The sequence below is a fragment of the Thermodesulfovibrio sp. 1176 genome, from assembly GCF_029946585.1.
Classification (GTDB): Bacteria; Nitrospirota; Thermodesulfovibrionia; order Thermodesulfovibrionales; family Thermodesulfovibrionaceae; genus Thermodesulfovibrio.
Window position 1 is genome coordinate 217,803 of record NZ_JARZRZ010000002.1, and the last position, 19,279, is coordinate 237,081.

At 33.0% G+C, this 19,279-nt stretch carries 18 protein-coding genes; 13 read left to right on the plus strand and 5 right to left on the minus strand.

Annotated elements, in window-relative coordinates:
• Window positions 1–27: 27 nt before the first annotated feature.
• Window positions 28–1,080: an anthranilate synthase component I family protein gene (locus QI155_RS04930; protein ID WP_068859451.1), complete on the minus strand. Its 1,053-nt coding sequence runs from the start codon at window positions 1,078–1,080 to the stop codon at window positions 28–30.
• A complete protein-coding gene (locus tag QI155_RS04935) occupies window positions 1,081–1,821 on the minus strand; it encodes an aminotransferase class IV (RefSeq protein ID WP_068859449.1) in 741 nt (246 codons plus the stop codon).
• A 111-nt stretch (window positions 1,822–1,932) separates the two neighbouring features.
• Here QI155_RS04935 and QI155_RS04940 point away from each other — a divergent pair, with 111 nt between their 5' ends.
• Together QI155_RS04940 and xerD are read left to right on the plus strand one after the other, a co-directional pair.
• Window positions 1,933–2,712: a ribonuclease H-like domain-containing protein gene (locus tag QI155_RS04940; protein ID WP_281321226.1), complete on the plus strand. Its 780-nt coding sequence runs from the start codon at window positions 1,933–1,935 to the stop codon at window positions 2,710–2,712.
• Complete coding sequence (gene xerD / locus QI155_RS04945) at window positions 2,678–3,562, plus strand: site-specific tyrosine recombinase XerD (RefSeq protein ID WP_068859445.1); 885 nt, start codon at window positions 2,678–2,680, stop codon at window positions 3,560–3,562. The genes QI155_RS04940 and xerD overlap by 35 nt, the downstream gene beginning before the upstream one ends.
• Window positions 3,563–3,565: 3 nt before the next feature.
• On the opposite strand, the gene QI155_RS04950 is transcribed toward xerD, so the two are convergent.
• Both QI155_RS04950 and QI155_RS04955 read right to left on the minus strand, forming a co-directional pair.
• On the minus strand, window positions 3,566–4,591 hold the full coding sequence (locus tag QI155_RS04950) for a mechanosensitive ion channel family protein (RefSeq protein WP_068859443.1): 1,026 nt from the start codon (window positions 4,589–4,591) through the stop codon (window positions 3,566–3,568).
• Between the two features lie 13 nt (window positions 4,592–4,604).
• Window positions 4,605–5,678 (minus strand): 3-methyl-2-oxobutanoate dehydrogenase subunit VorB, encoded by a 1,074-nt coding sequence (locus QI155_RS04955; RefSeq protein ID WP_068859441.1) that lies wholly within the window; start codon window positions 5,676–5,678, stop codon window positions 4,605–4,607.
• A gap of 64 nt (window positions 5,679–5,742) precedes the next feature.
• Between QI155_RS04955 and QI155_RS04960 the strand changes: the two genes are divergently transcribed.
• Genes QI155_RS04960 through QI155_RS04995 form a run of 8 tightly spaced genes read left to right on the plus strand, consistent with a single transcriptional unit; the run spans window position 5,743 to window position 15,899 of the window.
• Window positions 5,743–6,279, plus strand: a complete 537-nt coding sequence (locus QI155_RS04960; RefSeq protein ID WP_083200046.1) for a Slp family lipoprotein — start codon at window positions 5,743–5,745, stop codon at window positions 6,277–6,279.
• A 9-nt stretch (window positions 6,280–6,288) separates the two neighbouring features.
• Window positions 6,289–7,923, plus strand: coding sequence for a DNA mismatch repair endonuclease MutL (gene mutL, locus QI155_RS04965; RefSeq protein ID WP_068859438.1), 1,635 nt, complete (start codon window positions 6,289–6,291; stop codon window positions 7,921–7,923).
• 29 nt (window positions 7,924–7,952) lie between these two features.
• Window positions 7,953–9,446, plus strand: coding sequence for a phosphoenolpyruvate carboxylase (gene ppcA, locus QI155_RS04970; RefSeq protein WP_068859436.1), 1,494 nt, complete (start codon window positions 7,953–7,955; stop codon window positions 9,444–9,446).
• 45 nt (window positions 9,447–9,491) lie between these two features.
• Window positions 9,492–11,384 (plus strand): thiamine pyrophosphate-dependent enzyme, encoded by a 1,893-nt coding sequence (locus QI155_RS04975; protein ID WP_068859434.1) that lies wholly within the window; start codon window positions 9,492–9,494, stop codon window positions 11,382–11,384.
• A 10-nt stretch (window positions 11,385–11,394) separates the two neighbouring features.
• The gene (locus QI155_RS04980) at window positions 11,395–11,868 is read left to right on the plus strand and encodes a 2-oxoacid:acceptor oxidoreductase family protein (RefSeq protein ID WP_068859432.1); all 474 of its coding nucleotides are present in this window, start codon (window positions 11,395–11,397) and stop codon (window positions 11,866–11,868) included.
• Complete coding sequence (locus QI155_RS04985) at window positions 11,825–13,102, plus strand: phenylacetate--CoA ligase (RefSeq protein WP_068859428.1); 1,278 nt, start codon at window positions 11,825–11,827, stop codon at window positions 13,100–13,102. The genes QI155_RS04980 and QI155_RS04985 overlap by 44 nt, the downstream gene beginning before the upstream one ends.
• A 14-nt stretch (window positions 13,103–13,116) precedes the next feature.
• On the plus strand, window positions 13,117–14,457 hold the full coding sequence (trkA, locus tag QI155_RS04990) for a Trk system potassium transporter TrkA (RefSeq protein WP_281321227.1): 1,341 nt from the start codon (window positions 13,117–13,119) through the stop codon (window positions 14,455–14,457).
• Window positions 14,454–15,899 (plus strand): TrkH family potassium uptake protein, encoded by a 1,446-nt coding sequence (locus QI155_RS04995; RefSeq protein ID WP_068861695.1) that lies wholly within the window; start codon window positions 14,454–14,456, stop codon window positions 15,897–15,899. The genes trkA and QI155_RS04995 overlap by 4 nt, the downstream gene beginning before the upstream one ends.
• A gap of 2 nt (window positions 15,900–15,901) precedes the next feature.
• Here QI155_RS04995 and QI155_RS05000 read toward each other — a convergent pair whose 3' ends face one another.
• Window positions 15,902–16,723, minus strand: a complete 822-nt coding sequence (locus QI155_RS05000; protein WP_281321228.1) for an ATP-dependent Clp protease proteolytic subunit — start codon at window positions 16,721–16,723, stop codon at window positions 15,902–15,904.
• Window positions 16,724–16,895: 172 nt separating this feature from the next.
• Between QI155_RS05000 and QI155_RS05005 the strand changes: the two genes are divergently transcribed.
• The 3 genes from QI155_RS05005 to QI155_RS05015 are packed head-to-tail and all read left to right on the plus strand — an operon-like array spanning window position 16,896 to window position 19,224.
• The gene (locus QI155_RS05005) at window positions 16,896–18,059 is read left to right on the plus strand and encodes an LL-diaminopimelate aminotransferase (RefSeq protein WP_068861693.1); all 1,164 of its coding nucleotides are present in this window, start codon (window positions 16,896–16,898) and stop codon (window positions 18,057–18,059) included.
• Complete coding sequence (locus QI155_RS05010; RefSeq protein WP_143600888.1) at window positions 18,059–18,460, plus strand: secondary thiamine-phosphate synthase enzyme YjbQ; 402 nt, start codon at window positions 18,059–18,061, stop codon at window positions 18,458–18,460. The genes QI155_RS05005 and QI155_RS05010 overlap by 1 nt, the downstream gene beginning before the upstream one ends.
• On the plus strand, window positions 18,460–19,224 hold the full coding sequence (locus QI155_RS05015) for a YkgJ family cysteine cluster protein (protein ID WP_068861691.1): 765 nt from the start codon (window positions 18,460–18,462) through the stop codon (window positions 19,222–19,224). Before QI155_RS05010 ends, QI155_RS05015 begins: the two co-directional genes overlap by 1 nt.
• Window positions 19,225–19,279 lie beyond the last annotated feature (55 nt).

Consider the following 19,279-nt stretch of genomic DNA (forward strand, 5'->3'; position numbering starts at 1 on the left):
GTTTACATAATAAGCTTTCCTACTTAATTATTTATTTTTTACTTGAGAATGACAAGGGCTATAAAAAGCTTTAACTTTTAAATAAAGCTCGGAAAGTTCTTGTTCGGGATTAGAATCCCAGACAATACCGCAACCTGCATAGTAAGAAAGATGATTTTCTTTTCCTACCGCGGTTCTTATTAGTACAGAAAGGGTAAAATCTGTTTCATTTTCTACAATCCCTGCACATCCGCAGTAGTATCCACGAGCATGGGGTTCAAGATTATCTATCATCTCTACTGCTTTTCTTTTAGGTGCTCCAGTGACGCTTGCAGGTGGAAAGGTTGCTTTTATTATATCAATAATTGATTTTTCTGAAAATCCTTCAACAGTTGAATACATCTGATAAAGAGTCCTGTATTTTTTTATTTTAAAAAGCTCAGTGACTTTAACACTTCCAATTTGAGCAATCTTTCCAATGTCGTTTCTCATCATGTCTGTTATCATAAGATTTTCTGCTCTGTCCTTTTCACTTAATTTAAGAAAATTTAAATTTTTAGATGTTCCTTTGATGGGTTTACTTTTTAGGATAAAACCTTTTTTCTCAAGGAAAAGCTCCATTGAGCCACTTATAATATAAAATTGATCTAAATCAAGATAGAATCCATAGGGAACAGGCTGATTTGTGTAAAAATTTAAAAATAATGCTAAAGGATCGCCAGAAAGGTAAAAGTCAAATCTGTTGGTTAGGTTTATTTGATAGACAGTTCCTTCCTTTATTAAATTTTTAATTTTTAAGACACCTAATTTAAAATCGCTATTCTTTAATGTTTGACTTTTTAATTTTAAAAATATCGGTGTTTTGTTAACTTCGAAGAGTTTTTTAATTTTTTTAATTTTTATCACTATAATCTTTGGAAATTCTGTTTCTTTTAGATTCAAATTGAGTGTTTCACCAGAAAGGTCAAAGGAAAAAACAACAAAGGATAATGCAGGTATTTCCCCAATATCCAACAAACTATTGTAAAAACTTACACTTTCAATATGAGCCTCATAAAAACCTTTTTTTTTAAACCACTCTCCAGAAAGAATCAAACGCATTTAGATACTATTTTCCTCGTCAATTAATGAGTTTAGATAATTAATAAGATTTTCATCATAGGAAAATTCTTTATCAATTATTTTACATACTGGTAGGACACCAACTAAACTATTTAAAATAAAAATAGCGGAATATCGAAATAAATCCTCAATTTTGATTTTTGCTTCTTTTATCTCAAATTTATCCATGAGTGTCTTTAAAGTTGTTCCAAGTAAAAGTCCACACTCTCTGTAAGGCGTAAAAAACGTATCATCTTTAAAAAGTAAAATATTTGAAGAGGAGCATTCTGTAATTTCATCCCTTTCATTAAGAATAATCGCATCGTCAAATCCGTTTTTAAGAGCTTGTCTTTTTATAAGAATGTTTTGAAGATAATTAATTGTCTTATGATATATAACAGGATCGGAACTATGTCTTTTAATATTTGATATACAAAGTCTTTGAGGTTTTTTTACAGGATTGTATTCCTTTGCAATAATTAAAACCTCTGACTGTTCCGGTGTTGCATAAAAAAGACTTTCTCCCTTTGAAAGAAGACAAAACTTAACATATAAATTTTTTCTATTTTCTGTTTTTTCCTCAATAAAATTACAGAAACTTTCAAAATCTGGACAAGGAATTTGGAAAAATTGAGCTGATGACCTTAGCCTTTCATAATGTCTATAAAGTTTTTTTGTTCTACCACGCCAAAGTATTGTTTCAAAAATTCCTTCTCCATAAAGAAGTGTTCTAAGTTGCATATGTTTATTTTAAATGTTTTTGCCTCACGAGTAAAATTTTTTATAACTTGTCTAAATTTTCTCAAGCTTAATATAATAAAAACATGATTAAAAATACTTTTATACTTCTTGATGGAATTGGAGAAAAAAAGAGAGCGAAGGCTTTGGAGACAAGGAGTTCTTACATGGGAAGACTTTTTTAATTGTGTTGAAGTTTTAGATATAGAATGGGAAAAGAAAAAAAATTATGATGAATTTCTCCGCCGAGCCTATGATGCTTTGCTTTGTAAAGATTGCTATTTTTTTGCCAGAAATTTAAAAAAAAGAGAACATTGGCGACTTTTTGAAGAATTTATATCTGAGGCAGTATGTCTTGACATAGAAACAAGCGGGCTGACACCAGAAAAGGGTGGATATGTTACTGTTGTTGGGTTGTATTCAGTAAATGGATATAAAGCATTGGTTAAAGGAGAAAATCTTACGGAAGAGACACTTCAGGAAGCCATTAACGAACACAAATTTTTAATTACTTTTTATGGTACTATCTTTGACATACCCTTTTTGAAAAAGGAGTTTCCTAACTTAAAGATTGAACACATTCCCCATTTTGATCTCTTTTTTGCAGGTAAAAGATTAGGAATTCAAGGGGGACTGAAAAAACTTGAAACTATGTTTCTGATTGAAAGAGAAGACGAGCTTAAAGGACTTAATGGATATGATGCTGTAAGACTGTGGAAAGCCTATTTAAATGGTAGTATAGATAGTCTTGAACGTTTAATCTCTTATAATAAGGCAGATACGGAAAATTTATTTCATATTGGAAAGATTTTTTATGATATGTTACGAACACAGGTGGGTATTGAAGAGTTTATAAATAATGGAAAATACAGAAGCAGTCAAAAAGTTTCTTAATTATCTTCTTACTGAAAAGGCTCTCTCATTAAACACGGTAAAATCCTATGAGAATGACCTGAAGGCATTTTTAAGATTTCTTAATGAGAAAAATATTTCTGTCTTAAGCTGTAAGAAAAATGATGTCACAAATTATCTTTTAACACTAAAAGAAAAAAGTTATAGTTCTGCCTCTATTGCAAGAGTTCTTTCAACGATAAAACACTTTTTCCGTTTTTTGATTTTTGAAAATCAAATGCTACATGACCCAACAGAAGGGCTTAAATCACCAAAGCTGTGGCTTAGGCTTCCAAAGGCTTTAGAGTTTGACGAGATAAAAAGGCTTCTTTCAGTTATGCTTGAAAGTAAATATTTCTTGAGAGATATTGCAATGCTTGAGCTTATGTACGCAGGTGGATTAAGAGTTAGTGAGCTTGTAAAATTAAAATTAAGTGATATTAATTTTGAGGCAGGATTTATAAGGATTAAAGGTAAAGGGGATAAAGAAAGAGTTGTTCCCATTGCTCAAAGAACTATTGAAAGAATTAAAAATTATTTAATTCATTTAAGACCGAAATTATTAAAAAAGAGAGCTTCTGATTATGTTTTTCTCAATAATCGTGGACAGTCAATGACAAGGCAAAGATTCTGGCAAAACCTCAAAGCAATGGGAAAAATTGCCAATGTGGAGGTTACGCCTCATATGATAAGACACAGTTTCGCAACTCATTTGCTTGAAGGCGGTGCTGACTTAAGAAGTCTTCAGAAAATGCTTGGTCACAGCGATATATCTACTACTCAGATTTACACTAAAGTTTCCATGGATAGACTTAAAAAGGAATATCTTAAACACCATCCAAGAGCAAAGTAAGTGCTATAAATCTTTTTTCAACCAGACAACTCTTTGAGGCAATGGAATTTCAATATTTTCTTCCTTTAATCTTCTGAGGATTCTTTTTCTTATCTCATTTTGAACATTAAACTGATATGATACATCTTCAATGTGACATACAATTGTAAAATCAAGAGAATTCTCTCCAAATCCTGGAATAAATCTTACAACTGGTTCTGGTTCACTGAGAAGCCCTGGAATTTCCGGTACAGCTTTTTTAATCTCTTCAATCAGTATTCTTTCAATTTTTTCAGGATCTTCTGAGTAACTTACGCTTACAGGGATTGGAAGGGACATTCGTTTTTCAGGAAGATGATAGTTTATAACTACACTCTGTGCAAGCATACTATTTGGTATAATAACCATGTTGTTAGGAAGCATTCTAATTCTTGTTGTTCTCCATGATATATCTTCTACATATCCTTCCTGCCCTGTTTCAAGGCGAATAAAATCACCTACTCTTATTGTTTTTTCAGCCATAATATGGATTCCTGCAAAGAGATTTGAGAGTGTGTCTTTGAGTGCCAGAGCAACTGCTAATCCACCAATTCCCATAGCTGTAATTAAAGGAGCAATGGAAATTCCAAAGATATTAAGAATGATTATTATGCCAATTAGATATATAGCTCCCTTTATAATTGTATGAAGAAGTCCTGTTGACTGAACAGCAATTCTTTGATTTTGAATATAGTTACTTAAAAGCCTGCTTACAAGATTAGCCAGTGCAACAGTGACTGAAAAAATTATTAAAACATGGATTGATTTAACAATATAAGTAGAATACTTTATTGGAATCTCCGATGTTTCTACTCCGATATAAAGAGATATTCCTATGCACCATAGAATTGAAGGAAACTTTATTGTGCTTATAATTAGGTTGTCAAGCTCTGTATGGGTTCTTTCTGCCCATCGATGAAGTATATTGAATAAAACAGCTCTTACAATTAAAAGAATAACTAATGTTACAGCTAAGACAAGAAAGGATATTAATACTTTTTCAGCACCCATTGTTCATTAAAGATTATATTTTAGCCATAACTTGTTCTTTTGCTGTCATATTGCTTAATGCTTCATAAACATCTTCAGCTGTTATAATGTTTCCCCCAGGTCTTCCATAGAAATAGACCTCTGACATTCCATTCACAGCAAGTTTAACATCCTCAACCATCTGTCCTGCATTAAACTCAACAACGATAAATCTTTCAATTTCCTGAGCAATCTGTCTTATTAGTTCTTCAGGGAAAGGGAAAAGGGTAACAGGTCTTAAAAGCCCAATTTTAATTCCCTGCTGTCTTAGTTTTTTTATGGCAGAGAGAGCTATTCTTGCAGCAGAACCGAAAGCAACAACAACTACTTCTGAATCATCAATAAAGTATGTTTCGTATTTTACCTCTTTTTCCTTCCACTGTTTATATTTTTCCTGTAACTTCCAATTATGTTTTTCAAGTTCGCCTTCACCCATAAGTAAGGTTCTTATAATGCGAGAAGGTCTTCCCTTTGCACCTGTGAGCGCCCATGAGGATTTATCAAAATTTTTTAACTCAGGCATTCTCTGTATAACTGGCTCCATCATCTGAGCAATCACACCATCACCAAGAATTATAACAGGAGTTCTTAATTCATCAGCCTTTTCAAAAGCAAGAATTGTATAATCCCAGAGTTCCTGAACACTAAAGGGAGCATATACAAGTAAACGGTAGTCTCCATGTCCACCACCTTTTACAGCCTGAAAGTAGTCAGCCTGACTTCCAGATATGTTTCCAAGCCCTGGTCCGCCACGCATCATATTAACAATAACTGCAGGCAATTCAGCAGCTGCAAGATAGGATATTGCTTCTAATTTAAGGCTTATTCCAGGAGAGCTTGATGATGTCATAACTCTTACACCACACGCACTGGCACCATAAATCATATTTATTGCCGCAATTTCACTTTCTGCTTGAATAAAGACTCCACCAACTTCTGGCAACCTCTTTGATAAATATTCAGGGATTTCATTTTGAGGGGTAATGGGGTATCCAGCATAAAATTTTAATCCTGCCTGAACAGCAGCCTCTGCAACGGCTTCATTACCTTTCATTAGAACTTTATTCATTTTTACCTCCGATAGATCTTTTTTCAGAATTTTTTATTTTAACACATTATTGATATAATGAAGTATGAAGTTCAAAATCTACATATTAATCTGTTTTCTATTTTTAATATCTGGATGTGCTACTTTGCCTAAACCTTTAAAGGATATTCCTGCTTTAAGAGATGTGCCATTTTCTATAGTAAAAAACAATCCTGAAAAATACCGTGATGTATCACTTCTGTGGGGTGGAAGGATTACAAATTGTATTAATACTCAAGAGGGAACAGTTTTTGAGATTCTTCATCTTCCCCTTGACAGAGACGGTTATCCTACTGAAACAGATTTATCTGAGGGCAGATTTATAACCACTTCAAAAAACTTTCTTGACTGTGCAGTTTATTCAAAGGGAAGACTTATAACAGTTGTAGGTAAATTCAGGGGTCTTAAAGAAGGTAAAATTGATGAAATGCCATATAAATTCCCTTTTATTGAAGCTCAGGTAACCTATTTATGGAAAAAAAGAGTTCCCTATCATCATCGCTATTACTGGCGGCCATCTCTATGGTTTTGGTATGGTTCACATCCTTGGTATTTTGAATATGGCTATCCTCCCTGGTGGTAGTATTATTTTATGGGTAAGATCAGGATACTTTCAGAAAATCTTATTGGTAAAATAGCAGCTGGAGAAGTAGTAGAAAGACCTGCCTCAGTGGTAAAGGAGCTTGTTGAGAATTCCATAGATGCCAATGCAAAGCAAATTCATGTTTATATAAAAGAATATGGATTAGCACAGATAAAAATAATTGATGACGGAGAGGGCATTTCAAAGGATGATGTTTCTTTGGCTTTTCAAAGGCACGCAACAAGTAAAATAAAAGATGAAAGAGATCTTTTCAAAATTAAAACATTAGGATTTCGAGGAGAAGCTCTCTATTCAATAGCACAGGTAAGCAAATTAAGAATTATTACTCAACAAAAAGATGAGGATATTGGAACAGAAGCCTACATTGTTGGCGGCAAAATAATTGATATAAAACCTGCTTTTTCAAAGGGAACTACAATTGAAGTTACAGATCTTTTTTTTAATACACCAGTTAGAAGGAAATTTCTTAAATCTTCTTTTACTGAGAAAGCACATATTCTTGATACTGTTCAAAACTACTGCCTTGTCTATCCAGAAATTGCCTTTCGTTTATTTATTGATGAACAGGAAGTCTTAAATACTCCTCAAGTAAATTCTAAAAGGGAGAGAATAGCCCAGGTTTTTGGTGCTGAATTTTTAGATATGCTTAAATTTAAAACAATTTCCGAAGATAATTATAAAATTGAATTATTCTTAGGAATCGAAGACCTTTCAAGAAGTAGGCGATCAAAACAGCTTATTTTTATAAATAAAAGACCTGTAAAAGAATCTTCAATTGCAGGAACTTTATACAAGGCTTTGCAAATTAACCACAATCATCCCCAGTTTTTTATTTTTATAACTATGCCTTCCGAAGAGGTTGATTTTAATGTTCATCCAACAAAGAAAGAAGTAAGATTTCAGAAACCTCAAATAATTCATCAGCTTATTTTTAAAATGTTAAATTCAGATTCTAAACCTTTAATTTTGTCAGAATCTAAGGAAGAATGGAAAATAGATTCAAATCCATCTTATGTAATGCAGGGTTATGTGTTTGAAAAGGAGACTTCTGCTTTATGGCAAGAAAATTTAGAGTTTTTCCCTCTGGATAATGCAATTGTTGCTATAAAGAAGTATGATGGAGTACTGTTTCTTGACTATCATGCTGCCCATGAAAGAGTTAATTTTGAAAAAATTTTAAATAAAATGGATGAGCAAATTGTTAGATTAGTTTTTCCACACATTATTCAATTAGATTCAAAGGATTATATTGTAATAAAAGAGAACCTTCAAATTCTTAATGAACTTGGAATAGAAACTGAGGATTTTGGAAAAAACTCAATAATAATTAGAGCAATTCCAGATATTCTTAAAAATGCAGATCTTGCAGGAATAATTGAAAGCATTGCTGTAACTCTTAAGGAAGAGACAAGTAAGCCAGATTTTATTGATATTAAAAGAAAAATATCTGCCACTGTTGCATGCCATATTTCTCTAAGAGCAAATAACAGGATAAATGCCTATGAAATTATATCTTTGCTAAAGGAACTTGAAAAAACTTCTGATCCAGAACATTGTCCCCATGGAAGACCATTAAAAAAGTTTTTTTCAAAGGATGAGATTAAAAAGTGGTTTCATAGGTAATCTATTTTTTGGTATAATTAAACCTAATTATGAGCAATAGAAAAATTCCAAAAGTTATGTCTACTCAGCATCCGGACAATGTCTCTATTCCCTTTTTTGCAGAGACATCAGATATGTCAGGAGAAGATGAGATTCAAGAAGCCTATTATGCCTTTTCCCATCTTGGATGCTGTGAACAAATGTGGGACAGCGAAGGAAAAGAAGTTGACAATTATGTTGTAAAAAAACTTTTTACTAAGTATCCTTATTTTTTTAAACAAAGAAGACTTGGAAGAGATGTTTTTCTTACTTTAAGAGTTCCCAATCCTGCTGTTGAAAAGGAAGAAGCAAAAATTCTTTTAGAAACATTAGAAAGCATTCCCCGGTCTTTTGATGTGGCAAAAATTTTTTATGAAGATGAAACTTATCCTCCTGTTTTTGAAGTAATTTTGCCTCTTACAACTTCAGCTATAGAATTAGACAGGATTTATTACTTTTACAAAAACTTTCTTTACGAAAGGCAGTTTAAAAAATTGTATGACAATGATATAACACTGGCTGAATGGATAGGAAAATTTTTACCAGAAGAAATAAATATAATTCCTCTTTTTGAAGATGTTCCATCAATGTTAAGTTGTGATAAAATTGTTTCTGAGTATTTAAATAATAAAAGCTTGAGTCATATAAGAGTTTTTTTAGCTCGTTCTGATCCTGCTATGAATTACGGAGTAATAAGTGCTATTCTTGCTAATAAAATTGCATTAAAAAAATTAGAAATGCTATCTAAAGAAAAAGAAATAGATATATATCCAATTTTGGGAGCAGGATCTCCGCCTTTTAGAGGGAATTTGACTCCCTATACAGTTGAAAAAGTTTTATCAGAATACTCCTCTGTGGAAACTTTTACAGTTCAGTCAGCCTTTAAATACGATAATCCCGTTGAACATGTTATAGAGGCAATAAGAAAAATTAAAAATTTTGTAAGAATTCCTCTAAAAGATTTTGATGAAAAATTGGCAAAATCTTTTATTGAAAAAACTTCGGAACAATATAGAAAAGAAGTTGAATATCTTGCTCCTCTGATTAATGAAGTTTCTAAATATGTACCAAAGCGAAGAATGAGAAAATTACATGTAGGACTTTTTGGATATGCAAGAAGCATAGGAAGTGTAAGGCTTCCGAGGGTTATATCTTTTTGTTGTGCCTCTTACTCAATAGGACTTCCTCCAGAATTATTAGGATTAAGCATTTTAAATAAAGAAGATCTTAAAGAAATCAAGAGTATTTACAAAAACATTGAATTTGATCTCTCAATAGCTATGCGGTATTTTAATCCTAAGTGCATTGAAATTTTACCTTTAGATTTAAAAGAAAATATCATAAGCTCTATAGAATTGATTAACTCATTAAACATTTCCTATGAGCCTGATTTAAATCACAGAGAAAAAACTACACAGATTATAAAAATCATTAAAAATGGTTTCAATCAATCTATTACCGATCTTCTCACAGAGGCAGCTTATATAAGAAGATTTCTTGGTTAAAATTTCCCGTTGCATTAGAAATTATATTTTTCTTATCATATATAGATGTCAAAATTATATCTTTCTGGGAATGAGGCAATTGCCTACGGATTAATTCATGCTGGAGTAAGATTTATCACGGGATATCCTGGAACTCCTTCAAGTGAAATTATCCCTACCGCTCAAAAAATTATAAAGGATCAAGAGATTAAAGCCTATGTTGATTGGGCAATCAATGAAAAGGTTGCCTATGAAGTCGCCTACGGAGCCTGTCTTGCAAACATAAAAAGTGCTGTCACAATGAAACAGGTAGGACTTAATGTTGCAATGGATCCTTTCATGAATTCTGCCTATGTAGGAACAGTAGCTGGATTTGTTGTTATAAGTGTTGATGACCCCGGTCCTCATTCATCCCAGACTGAACAGGACAGTAGATTTATGGCGATGACAGCAAAAATACCTATTTTAGATCCTTCAACTGTTGAGGAAGCTTTTGAGTTTTCCAAAAAAGCTATTCAATTAAGTGAAAAGTACGGTATCCCTGTTATGTTAAGAAGTACAACAAGAATTTCTCATGGAAGAGCTTTGGTAGAAGTAGATGATCAGATAATAAAGCAAGAGTTAAATCCATATTTTAAAACATCTAAAGAATGGACAAAACAGTTAAGCAGATTTGCTGCAACACCAAAACAAAGACTTGAACTACATAAAATTTTAAATAGAAAAATTGGCGAAATCACAAAGGAAAATATACCCCGTCTATTTTTCAATGGAAATATTCTCATCCTTTCAAGTGGTGCTGTATTTTCCTATTTATATGAACTTATTGAAGAGCATTCTCTTCAGGATAAAGTAACACTGGCAAAATTTGATATGCCCTATCCTTTGTCAAGGGATACTCTTATGTCGCTTACGCTTCCTCAGAATACCACACTTTCTGTCATTCCGAGGGACTCAATGTCCCGAGAAATTTCTCAAAATAAGGAGAAGATTCTTAACATTAATAAAACTTTCAGCCGTATCGTTTCTATTGAAGAGACCTATCCAGTAATTGAGTTACAACTTAATACAGAAGGACGAAGAAACGGAATTGTTCCGAAAGAAGGGGAGTTACTTCCTGAAGTTTGTGAAGAAATTCTTGAAAATCTTAAGCTTATAAAAAAGAGAAAAATTTTTACTATCCCACCGCTTAAAAGACCGTCTCTTTGTCCAGGATGCGGTCACAGAATAGCACTTTATGAAGTGAAAAAAGTTTTCGGTAAAAAAGCAATATATGCAGGTGATATAGGTTGTTACACCCTTGCACTTAATTTTAATGTTACTGATATAGTACTTAATATGGGAGCAAGCGTTTCCTTAGGATTTGCATTTAGTAAAACCTTTGAATTAGGAAATAAAAATCAGGATATAGTTTCAATAATTGGTGATTCAACCTTTTTTCATACAGGGATTCCTCCATTAATAGATGCTGTTCATTATCAAGTCCCCTTTTTACTTATTATTCTTGATAATCAAACTGTTGCTATGACCGGTAATCAGAAAACTCTTTCAACGAGCAAAAATTTTTTAGGTGAATGTCTTAAACCTATTGTTATCGAAGACATTGTAAGATCCATAGGAATAAATTTTTTAGAAGTAACTGATCCCTATGACTATGAAAAGTCTTTAACAATTATCAAGGAAGCAAAAAAATTTTTAAAGGAAAGGAAAGAGCCAGCTGTTGTGATTTTCAGGCATCTTTGTATAAATACACAGGAAGGACTCAAGAGTAATCCTAAAAAATCTGTAAAAATAAGTGAAGAACTTTGTAAAGGATGTAAATTTTGTATTAATGAGTTTGAGTGTCCTGCCATTGTTTTTGATGAAGGAACATCAAAGGCAATGATTGATAAAACATTGTGTATAAGTTGTGGTTGTTGTATCTATATATGTCCAACAAAGGCAATCAATCTGATATAGTAGGTGACAGATGAAACTTGTAATTATTGGTAAAGGTGGACAAGGTGTTATATTCTTTTCAAGGATGATTGCACAAGTAGCATCAATGAAGGGATTTCTGGTTCGTTCCACTGAAATAAAAGGAATGGCTAAAAAAGGTGGTACTGTTGAAATACAGATGAAGATTGGTGAGGGATTAAGCGGGGTTGTCAGAAGAGGTAGTGCTGATTTAGTGATACTTTTAAGTGAAGATTTGATGGATTATGCAAAAACTTTTGGAGACAAAGTGTTTACTTTTACCAGTGAAGAGATAGAAAAAGCCTTATCTTCAGTTCCAATGCGTTATGTCAACACCTTTTTACTTGGTATATTTGTAAAGAAAACAGCATTATTTAGTTGTGATGATTTTTTGAAAATTTTTGATAATCAAAATAAAGAATCATTTAAAAAGGGGTATGAATATGTTCAATCCTCAACAAGAAACTCTTCCAAGAGAAGAAATTGAAAAAATTCAGCTTAATAGACTAAGAAAAACCCTAAAATATCTTAAAAATTCAAAATCAAAACTTAAAGAAAAATATATTCACATTCAGCCTGAGGAACTTAAAAGTCTTGATGACTTAAAATTTCTTCCTTTTACAACAAAAGATGAATTAAGAGATTGTTATCCCTTTGAGCATATTGCCAGAGATGTTTCTGAGTGCTCAAGAATGCATATGAGTTCAGGAACAACAGGAGTGCCTGTTATAAATGCGATGACGAAGGCAGATATAGAACAATGGGGAGAAATTATGGCAAGATGCCTTGCCTGTGCTGGACTTACTGAGAAGGACAGAATTCAGATAATGCCTTCTTTTGGACTTTTCAATGGCGGATTTGGTTTTCATTATGGAGCTGAAAGACTTGGAGCTTTCATCGTTCCAGCCGGTGCAGGAAGGTCTTTAATGCAGCTTAAGCTTATTAAAGAACTTAAAGTCACAGCAATAGGAGCAATTGCATCATATCCTGCAAGGCTTATTGAAGTTGCCCGTGAGAGCGGTTTTGATTTCAGAGAAACTAAGCTCAAGGTCGCTATACTCGGTGCTGAAACATGGTCAGATGAATACAGAAAAAGAATTGAAGATGAAATGGGAGTTAAAACCTATGATATAATCGGACTTACAGAAACAGGTGGAGTTGGTCTCGGAATAGATTGTTCCGCAAGAGCTGGAATTCATGTATGGGAAGACCACTACATTGTTGAAATTATAAATCCTGATACAGGTGAACCATTACCAGAAGGACAGGAAGGTGAAATGGTTATAACAACTCTTACCCGTGAAGGACTTCCATTGATTAGATACAGAACAAGGGATATATCAAGCATTTTATCTTATGAGAAATGTTATTGTGGAAGAACACATGTTCGTATAAGCAGAATTCGTGGAAGAACAGACGATATGCTTAAAGTTAAGGGAGTTAATTTCTATCCTTCACAGGTAGAACAGATTTTACTAAAATATAAGGGACTTTCTCCCTATTATCAGCTTGTTATAGAAACAGTAAAAGGAAAAGATGAAATGACAATTATAGTTGAAAAAGCTGACAATGGATTAACTCAAAAAGAGCTTGAACATCTTGACCTTGAATTATATGACTTTTTAGGCTTTCACAGTAAAATTCAGGTTGTACCAGAGGGAACAATTCAAAGGGTACCAGGAAAAGCTGTTAGAATAGTAGATAAAAGGAAGAAAAATTAAAAAGAGGATTTTGTATGCGTGTGATTATTGTAGGAGCTGGAGAGGTTGGATATCAGGTTGCAAAGTTTCTAACTTATGAAGGCGTAGATGTTGTAATAATTGATAGAGATGGGAATAGACTTAGAAAAATTTCAGAAGAACTCGATATAGCAACAATAGAAGCAGAAGGAAGTGATCCTTCAGCTTTTAAGGAAGCAGGAGCTGATAAAGCGGATTTGCTTCTTGCTGTAACAAACAGCGATGAAACTAATATGATTGCTTGTCTTCTTGGAAAAGCAATGTTTAATATAAAAAGAAAAATAGCAAGAATAAGAAATCCTGATTATTATTTCAATAAGGAACTCTTAGGTAAAGCCAATCTTGATATAGATCCTGCAATTAATCCAGAGCTTGAAGCCGCTGAGGCAGTATCAAAACTTATTGAAAATCCCTTTGCCAGTGAAATAGTAGAGTTTGAACAAGGAAAAATTAAAGTAATAGGATTTAAAATCCCTCAAGATAGTTTTATTAAAGGAAAAAAATTAAAATCTTTGAGAGCTTTTTTAAATAGAGATTTTATTATAGGTGCTATTGAAAGAGATGAAAATGTTCTAATTCCTACTGGAGAAGATTTTATTCATGAAGGAGATATAGTATACATGCCTATTCCAAAAGAACAAGTTCAGGAGGTAGCTCAAAGCCTGGGAGTTTTAGGGAAGCCTGCTAAGAAAATAATGATTTTAGGTGGAGGAAGATTAGGTTATTATATTGCAAGTAAGATGGAAACCCGAGCAGATATAAAAATAATAGAAAAAGATGCTGAAAGATGCAAATTTTTAAGTAAACATCTTGGTAAATCATTAATTTTACATGGAGATGGTGCAGATAAACAACTTTTGATTGAAGAAAACATAAGTAATATGGATATATATATTGCTTGTTCAAATAATGATGAATTAAATATTATGGCATCTTTACTTGCCAAAAAACTTGGAGTAAAGAAAGTCATTTCTATTATCAATAGAACTGATTATATCTCTCTTGCTCATAACTTAGGAATACAATCCGTTTTGTCTCCGAGATTAATTACTGCAAGTATAATTCTAAGATACTTAAGGAGAGGAGAGGTTTTATCTCTTACCGCTATAGCTGAAAATAAAGCTGAAATTATAGAGATAGTTGTCACTGATAGATCATCAATAGTTGGAAGAACTTTAAAAGAAGGAATATTTCCCCGTAATTCTATTTTAGGTGCAATTATAAGAGATGACAAAATAATTATTCCTTCAGGAAATGATATCATTCGTAAGAGAGATAAGTTAATCATATTCGCTTTAAAAGATTCAATAAGAGAAATTGAAAAACTTCTCACATGAATTTTAAAACAGTCATTAATATAGTCGGAATAATCTTAATTATTATTTCAATTTTTATGTTAATACCGCTTGGAGTGTCTATAATAAATCGTTCATCAGATACGCTTGCTTTCGGACTTTCCTTTTTAATAACTTTTTTTTCTGGCACTGTTATGCTTGCTCTAACTAAACAATACAGATACGAGGAGTTGATGTATAGAGAAGCTTTCATAACAGTAGCTTTTGCTTGGATAGGAGTAGCTTTTTTTGGTTCATTGCCCTATGTATTTACGGGAGCTGTTAGTTCCTTTACTGATGCCTTTTTCGAATCTATGTCGGGATTTACAACAACAGGAGCAAGCATATTTAAGGATGTGGAAAGTCTGCCTGCTGGGCTTCTTTTCTGGAGAAGTATGACCCAATGGATAGGTGGTATGGGAATTATAGTTTTTGCCCTTGCTGTGCTACCAATTATTGGAACAGGTGGAATGCAATTATTTAAGGCAGAAGTGCCAGAAATAAGTGTTGACAAATTAAGACCTCGGATAATTGATACCGCGAAGTCTTTGTGGTTTATCTACATCGGTATTACTACAATTATAACTTTCCTTTATTTTATTGGTGGAATGGATTTTTATGATGCAATCTGTCATGCCTTTACAACGATTTCCACAGGAGGATTTTCCACAAAAAATTCAAGTATTGCTTTTTTTAATAATCCTGCAATTGAATACATAGCTTGCCTTGGAATGTTTCTTGGCGCTATAAATTTTTCTCTCTATTTTTATCTGATAAACAGAAAACCTCAAAAAATTCTAAAAAATGCTGAATTTCGATTTTATTTTTTTGTAGTTTTGGTGGTAGTTAGCTTTTTAACGATACACTTATATTATTATTATCATTCAATTTCAGAATCATTTAGATACTCAATTTTTCAAGTTTTATCTATAATGACTACCACAGGATATGCCACAGCTGATTATCTTAAATGGAGTTCCTTTGCGCAGTTGGTTATTTTATTAATCATGTTTTTAGGAGGCATGATAGGTTCAACAGCAGGAGGACTTAAACAGGTAAGAATATATCTTATGCTAAAACAGATTTATAGAGAATTTTATCAGCTAATCCATCCAAGGGCAGTTATAGCCCTAAAATTAGATGATAAATTCTTGACAAAGGAAACTCTTGGAAGTATATGGGGATTTGTTTTTCTTGCCCTTTTTGTTTGTGCTATATCAAGTATTGCAATGACTGCAACAGGGCTGGATTTAATTACGGCAGTATCAACCGTTGTATCTGCCATGAACAATGTTGGTCCTGCATTGGGAGAAGCAGGTCCGACGAGTAATTATTTTTCTATTCCTCCTGTAGGTAAATGGATACTGATTTTTTGTATGCTCGCTGGAAGATTAGAATATTATACGGTTTTAATTCTACTTACACCTGCTTTCTGGAAAAGATGATTCTATTGTATCTTACCTGTTCTTCTTACTGGTATATATTCCACTGATTGTTTGACAGGTTGTGGATAAAGGTTCATAAGAAGAAGTATTTCTTTAGGCATATTTGTATTTACAGGAAGACCAAGTTCTTTAGCCTTTTCAGCACTTATAGGATAGTCATGAGTCCACATTCCAGATACCAATTTTTCAGCAATCTCTTTAGCTTTAACTTCAGGATGTTTTCTAGAAAGGATTTCAACAATAATCTCTTTCATCTGTCTAATTGCTTTTTCTGCCTGATCTGCAAGAACAAGAGTGGAATCATCAATTTCATTAATTGGTTTTTTTTGTAAAACACTTAATAAAGAGACTGCTGAATACTGACCAAGTTGAGGATCCAAGGGTCCAAGTACAGCATGTTCACACATGACAATCTCATCGGCAGATAAAGCAATAAGTGTACCACCAGACATTGCATAATGGGGAACAAAGACCGTTACTTTTCCCTTGTGCTTTGACAATGCTCTTGCAATTTGGGTTGCTGCTATAGCTAATCCTCCAGGGGTATGAACAACAAGATCTATAGGGGTTTCATCGTCAGTTAAATGGATGGCACGTAATACCTCTTCTGAATCATGGATATCTATATAACGCATAACTGGAAATCCGAGAAAACTCATTGTTTCCTGTCTATGAACAAGAAGTATCACCCTGCTATTACGTTGTTTTTCAATTTCTGCTATTAGCTTTATTCTTGCATTTTCAAGTAATTTTTTTCTTATTACAGGTTGCAATGCAATAATTATTAGAAAAATCCAGAAAAAATAAGTTGGGTCAAAATTCATGAATTTACCTCTCTTTTGTTTTTTATTAATTATAACAAATTTTAGCTGTTTCTAATTGTTCCACGTGGAACATTTAGAAAGTCTTAAAATTATTAAAAATGACATAAAATTTTGAATTATTGAAGGTTTTTTTGTAAACTAAATAAACAAACTCTACTAAGGAGGCTAAGGAATGGAGATTCAGTATGCTGAGAGAATTAAAACTTTACCCCCATATCTTTTCGCAGCAATTGACCAGATGAAAAAAGATGCTCTATCAAAAGGAGCTGACCTAATTGACTTAAGCATTGGCGACCCCGATATCCCAACCCCTACCCATATTGTAGAGGCAATGAAAAAAGCTGTTGAAAAGCCAGAGCACCATAGATATCCAAGCTATGAAGGAATGTTGTCTTTTAGACAGGCTGTTTCAGATTGGTATAAGAAGAGATTTAATGTTGATCTTGACCCTGAAAAGGAGGTTCTTAGTCTAATTGGTTCAAAGGAAGGAATTGGTCATATTCCTCTTGCCTTTGTTGACCCTGGGGATATTGTGCTTGTTCCTTCTCCTGGATACCCTGTTTATCCTGTTGGAACAAAGTTTGCTGGAGGAATTCCTTATTTTATGAATCTCAAAGAAGAAAATAATTTTTTGCCTGATATTGATTCAATCCCTGAAGATATATTAAAAAAAGCAAAACTAATGTTTATAAACTACCCTAATAATCCTACCAGTGCAGTAGCTTGTGAAATTTTTTATAAAAAGGTTATTGAATTTGCTAAAAAATACAATATTATTGTATGCCATGATGCAGCTTACTCAGAGGTTTACTATGAAGAAAAGCCAATTAGTTTTATGCAAATAGATGGAGCTAAAGAGGTTGGTATGGAATTTCATTCTCTATCAAAGACATATAATATGACAGGATGGCGAATAGGCTTTGCAGTAGGAAATAAAGATATTATTTCTGGACTTGGAAAGGTTAAAACAAATCTTGATTCAGGTGTTTTTCAGGCAATTCAGGAGGCAAGCATAGTAGCCCTTAAGACAGATGACAGTATTTTAAGAGAAATAAGAGACATATACAAAGAAAGAAGAAATATTTTATATGAAGGACTTAAAAAGGTTGGATTTGAATTGCAAAAACCTATGGCAACCTTTTATCTCTGGGTAAAAGTTCCACGTGGAACAAATTCAATAGATTTTGTTGCAAAACTTCTGAAAGAAGCAGAAGTTTTATGTACCCCAGGAGTTGGATTTGGTGAGTATGGAGAAGGATACATAAGATTTGCTCTTACTCAGCCTAAGGAAAGAATAAAAGAGGCAGTAGAAAGAATAGGGAGGCTTAAAATATAATGAAAACTTTCACAGTTAGAACTTCTTCAAGGGAAGAGTTTGTAGATATTACTGATGAAGTTGAAAAGGCAGTCAAAGATAGTGGAGTTAAAAACGGAGTTTGTTATCTGTATGTTCCTCACACAACAGCAGGTATAACAATAAATGAAGGAGCAGACCCTTCAGTAAAAAAGGATATAATAAATGCATTAAAAAAGATAGCCCCTTCTCAGGCAGGTTATCTTCATATGGAAGGGAATGCAGACAGTCATATTAAAGCAACTCTTGTGGGTTCTTCCGTGATTGTTTTAATAGAAAGTGGGAATCTATTATTAGGACAATGGCAGAGTATATTTTTCTGTGAGTTTGATGGGCCAAGGACAAGAAAAGTTTATTTAAAAATAATTAAAGAGGAGGAATAATGTTAAACATTAATGCCATAGCTCCAGAGGAGCTAACAGAAGAATCAAAGTTTAATTTTCGTTGCTATCCCGGGATTTCCTGTTACAAAAGCTGTTGTAAAAATATCGATATAATGCTTACTCCCTTTGACATAATGAGATTAAAAAACAGATTTGGCATATCTTCAGGTGAATTTTTAATGAAATACACCTATGTATTTATTGAGCCTAAAAGTGGATATCCCTTTGTTTTTTTAAATAAAAATGATGACGATGAAAAAAACTGCCCCTTTCTATGTGAAGCAGGATGTTCTGTTTACGAGGACAGGCCAGCTACATGTAGATACTATCCCATTGGACAGGCTTCCCTAAAAAAATTTGATATGACAGATGGGATTACAGAAGAGCATTACTTTTTTGTAAAAGAACCTCACTGTAAGGGCTTTAATGAAGAAAAAGAATGGACAGTAGCAGAGTGGAGAAAAGATCAGGGGGTTGACCTTTACGATGATATGAACAGAGGCTGGAAGGAGCTTTTCTTTACAAGAAATCTTAAAGCTCATAAACTTGACGAAAATAAAGCAAAAGCTTTTTATATGGCCTGTTATGATATCGATGCCTTCAGAAGATTTGTTTTTGAAAGCAGGTTTCTTCAAATTTTTGATGTTCCTGAAGATAAAATTGACAAAATTAAGAAGGATGAAACAGAGCTTATGAATTTTGGTTTTGATTATGTAAAGTTTCTTTTAATGATGAAGGAGACATTGAGGCTGAAGAAAAGCTAAACATAAATTTAAAAGATATTTATATTATTTGCCCCGTCCTGAGTTTATTAACTTA

Excerpts from the sequence above, each read along its gene's own strand:
- QI155_RS05000 (WP_281321228.1), bottom strand. The coding sequence starts at position 16,723 with ATGAATTTTGACCCAACTTATTTTTTCTGGATTTTTCTAATAATTATT.
- QI155_RS04930 (WP_068859451.1), bottom strand. The coding sequence starts at position 1,080 with ATGCGTTTGATTCTTTCTGGAGAGTGGTTTAAAAAAAAAGGTTTTTAT.
- QI155_RS04960 (WP_083200046.1), top strand. The coding sequence starts at position 5,743 with ATGAAGTTCAAAATCTACATATTAATCTGTTTTCTATTTTTAATATCT.
- QI155_RS04940 (WP_281321226.1), top strand. The coding sequence starts at position 1,933 with ATGGAATTGGAGAAAAAAAGAGAGCGAAGGCTTTGGAGACAAGGAGTT.
- QI155_RS05010 (WP_143600888.1), top strand. The coding sequence starts at position 18,059 with ATGAAAACTTTCACAGTTAGAACTTCTTCAAGGGAAGAGTTTGTAGAT.
- ppcA (WP_068859436.1), top strand. The coding sequence starts at position 7,953 with ATGAGCAATAGAAAAATTCCAAAAGTTATGTCTACTCAGCATCCGGAC.
- trkA (WP_281321227.1), top strand. The coding sequence starts at position 13,117 with ATGCGTGTGATTATTGTAGGAGCTGGAGAGGTTGGATATCAGGTTGCA.
- QI155_RS04995 (WP_068861695.1), top strand. The coding sequence starts at position 14,454 with ATGAATTTTAAAACAGTCATTAATATAGTCGGAATAATCTTAATTATT.
- QI155_RS04975 (WP_068859434.1), top strand. The coding sequence starts at position 9,492 with ATGTCAAAATTATATCTTTCTGGGAATGAGGCAATTGCCTACGGATTA.
- QI155_RS04950 (WP_068859443.1), bottom strand. The coding sequence starts at position 4,591 with ATGGGTGCTGAAAAAGTATTAATATCCTTTCTTGTCTTAGCTGTAACA.
- QI155_RS04980 (WP_068859432.1), top strand. The coding sequence starts at position 11,395 with ATGAAACTTGTAATTATTGGTAAAGGTGGACAAGGTGTTATATTCTTT.
- mutL (WP_068859438.1), top strand. The coding sequence starts at position 6,289 with ATGGGTAAGATCAGGATACTTTCAGAAAATCTTATTGGTAAAATAGCA.
- QI155_RS04955 (WP_068859441.1), bottom strand. The coding sequence starts at position 5,678 with ATGAATAAAGTTCTAATGAAAGGTAATGAAGCCGTTGCAGAGGCTGCT.
- QI155_RS05015 (WP_068861691.1), top strand. The coding sequence starts at position 18,460 with ATGTTAAACATTAATGCCATAGCTCCAGAGGAGCTAACAGAAGAATCA.
- QI155_RS05005 (WP_068861693.1), top strand. The coding sequence starts at position 16,896 with ATGGAGATTCAGTATGCTGAGAGAATTAAAACTTTACCCCCATATCTT.
- QI155_RS04985 (WP_068859428.1), top strand. The coding sequence starts at position 11,825 with ATGTTCAATCCTCAACAAGAAACTCTTCCAAGAGAAGAAATTGAAAAA.
- xerD (WP_068859445.1), top strand. The coding sequence starts at position 2,678 with ATGGAAAATACAGAAGCAGTCAAAAAGTTTCTTAATTATCTTCTTACT.
- QI155_RS04935 (WP_068859449.1), bottom strand. The coding sequence starts at position 1,821 with ATGCAACTTAGAACACTTCTTTATGGAGAAGGAATTTTTGAAACAATA.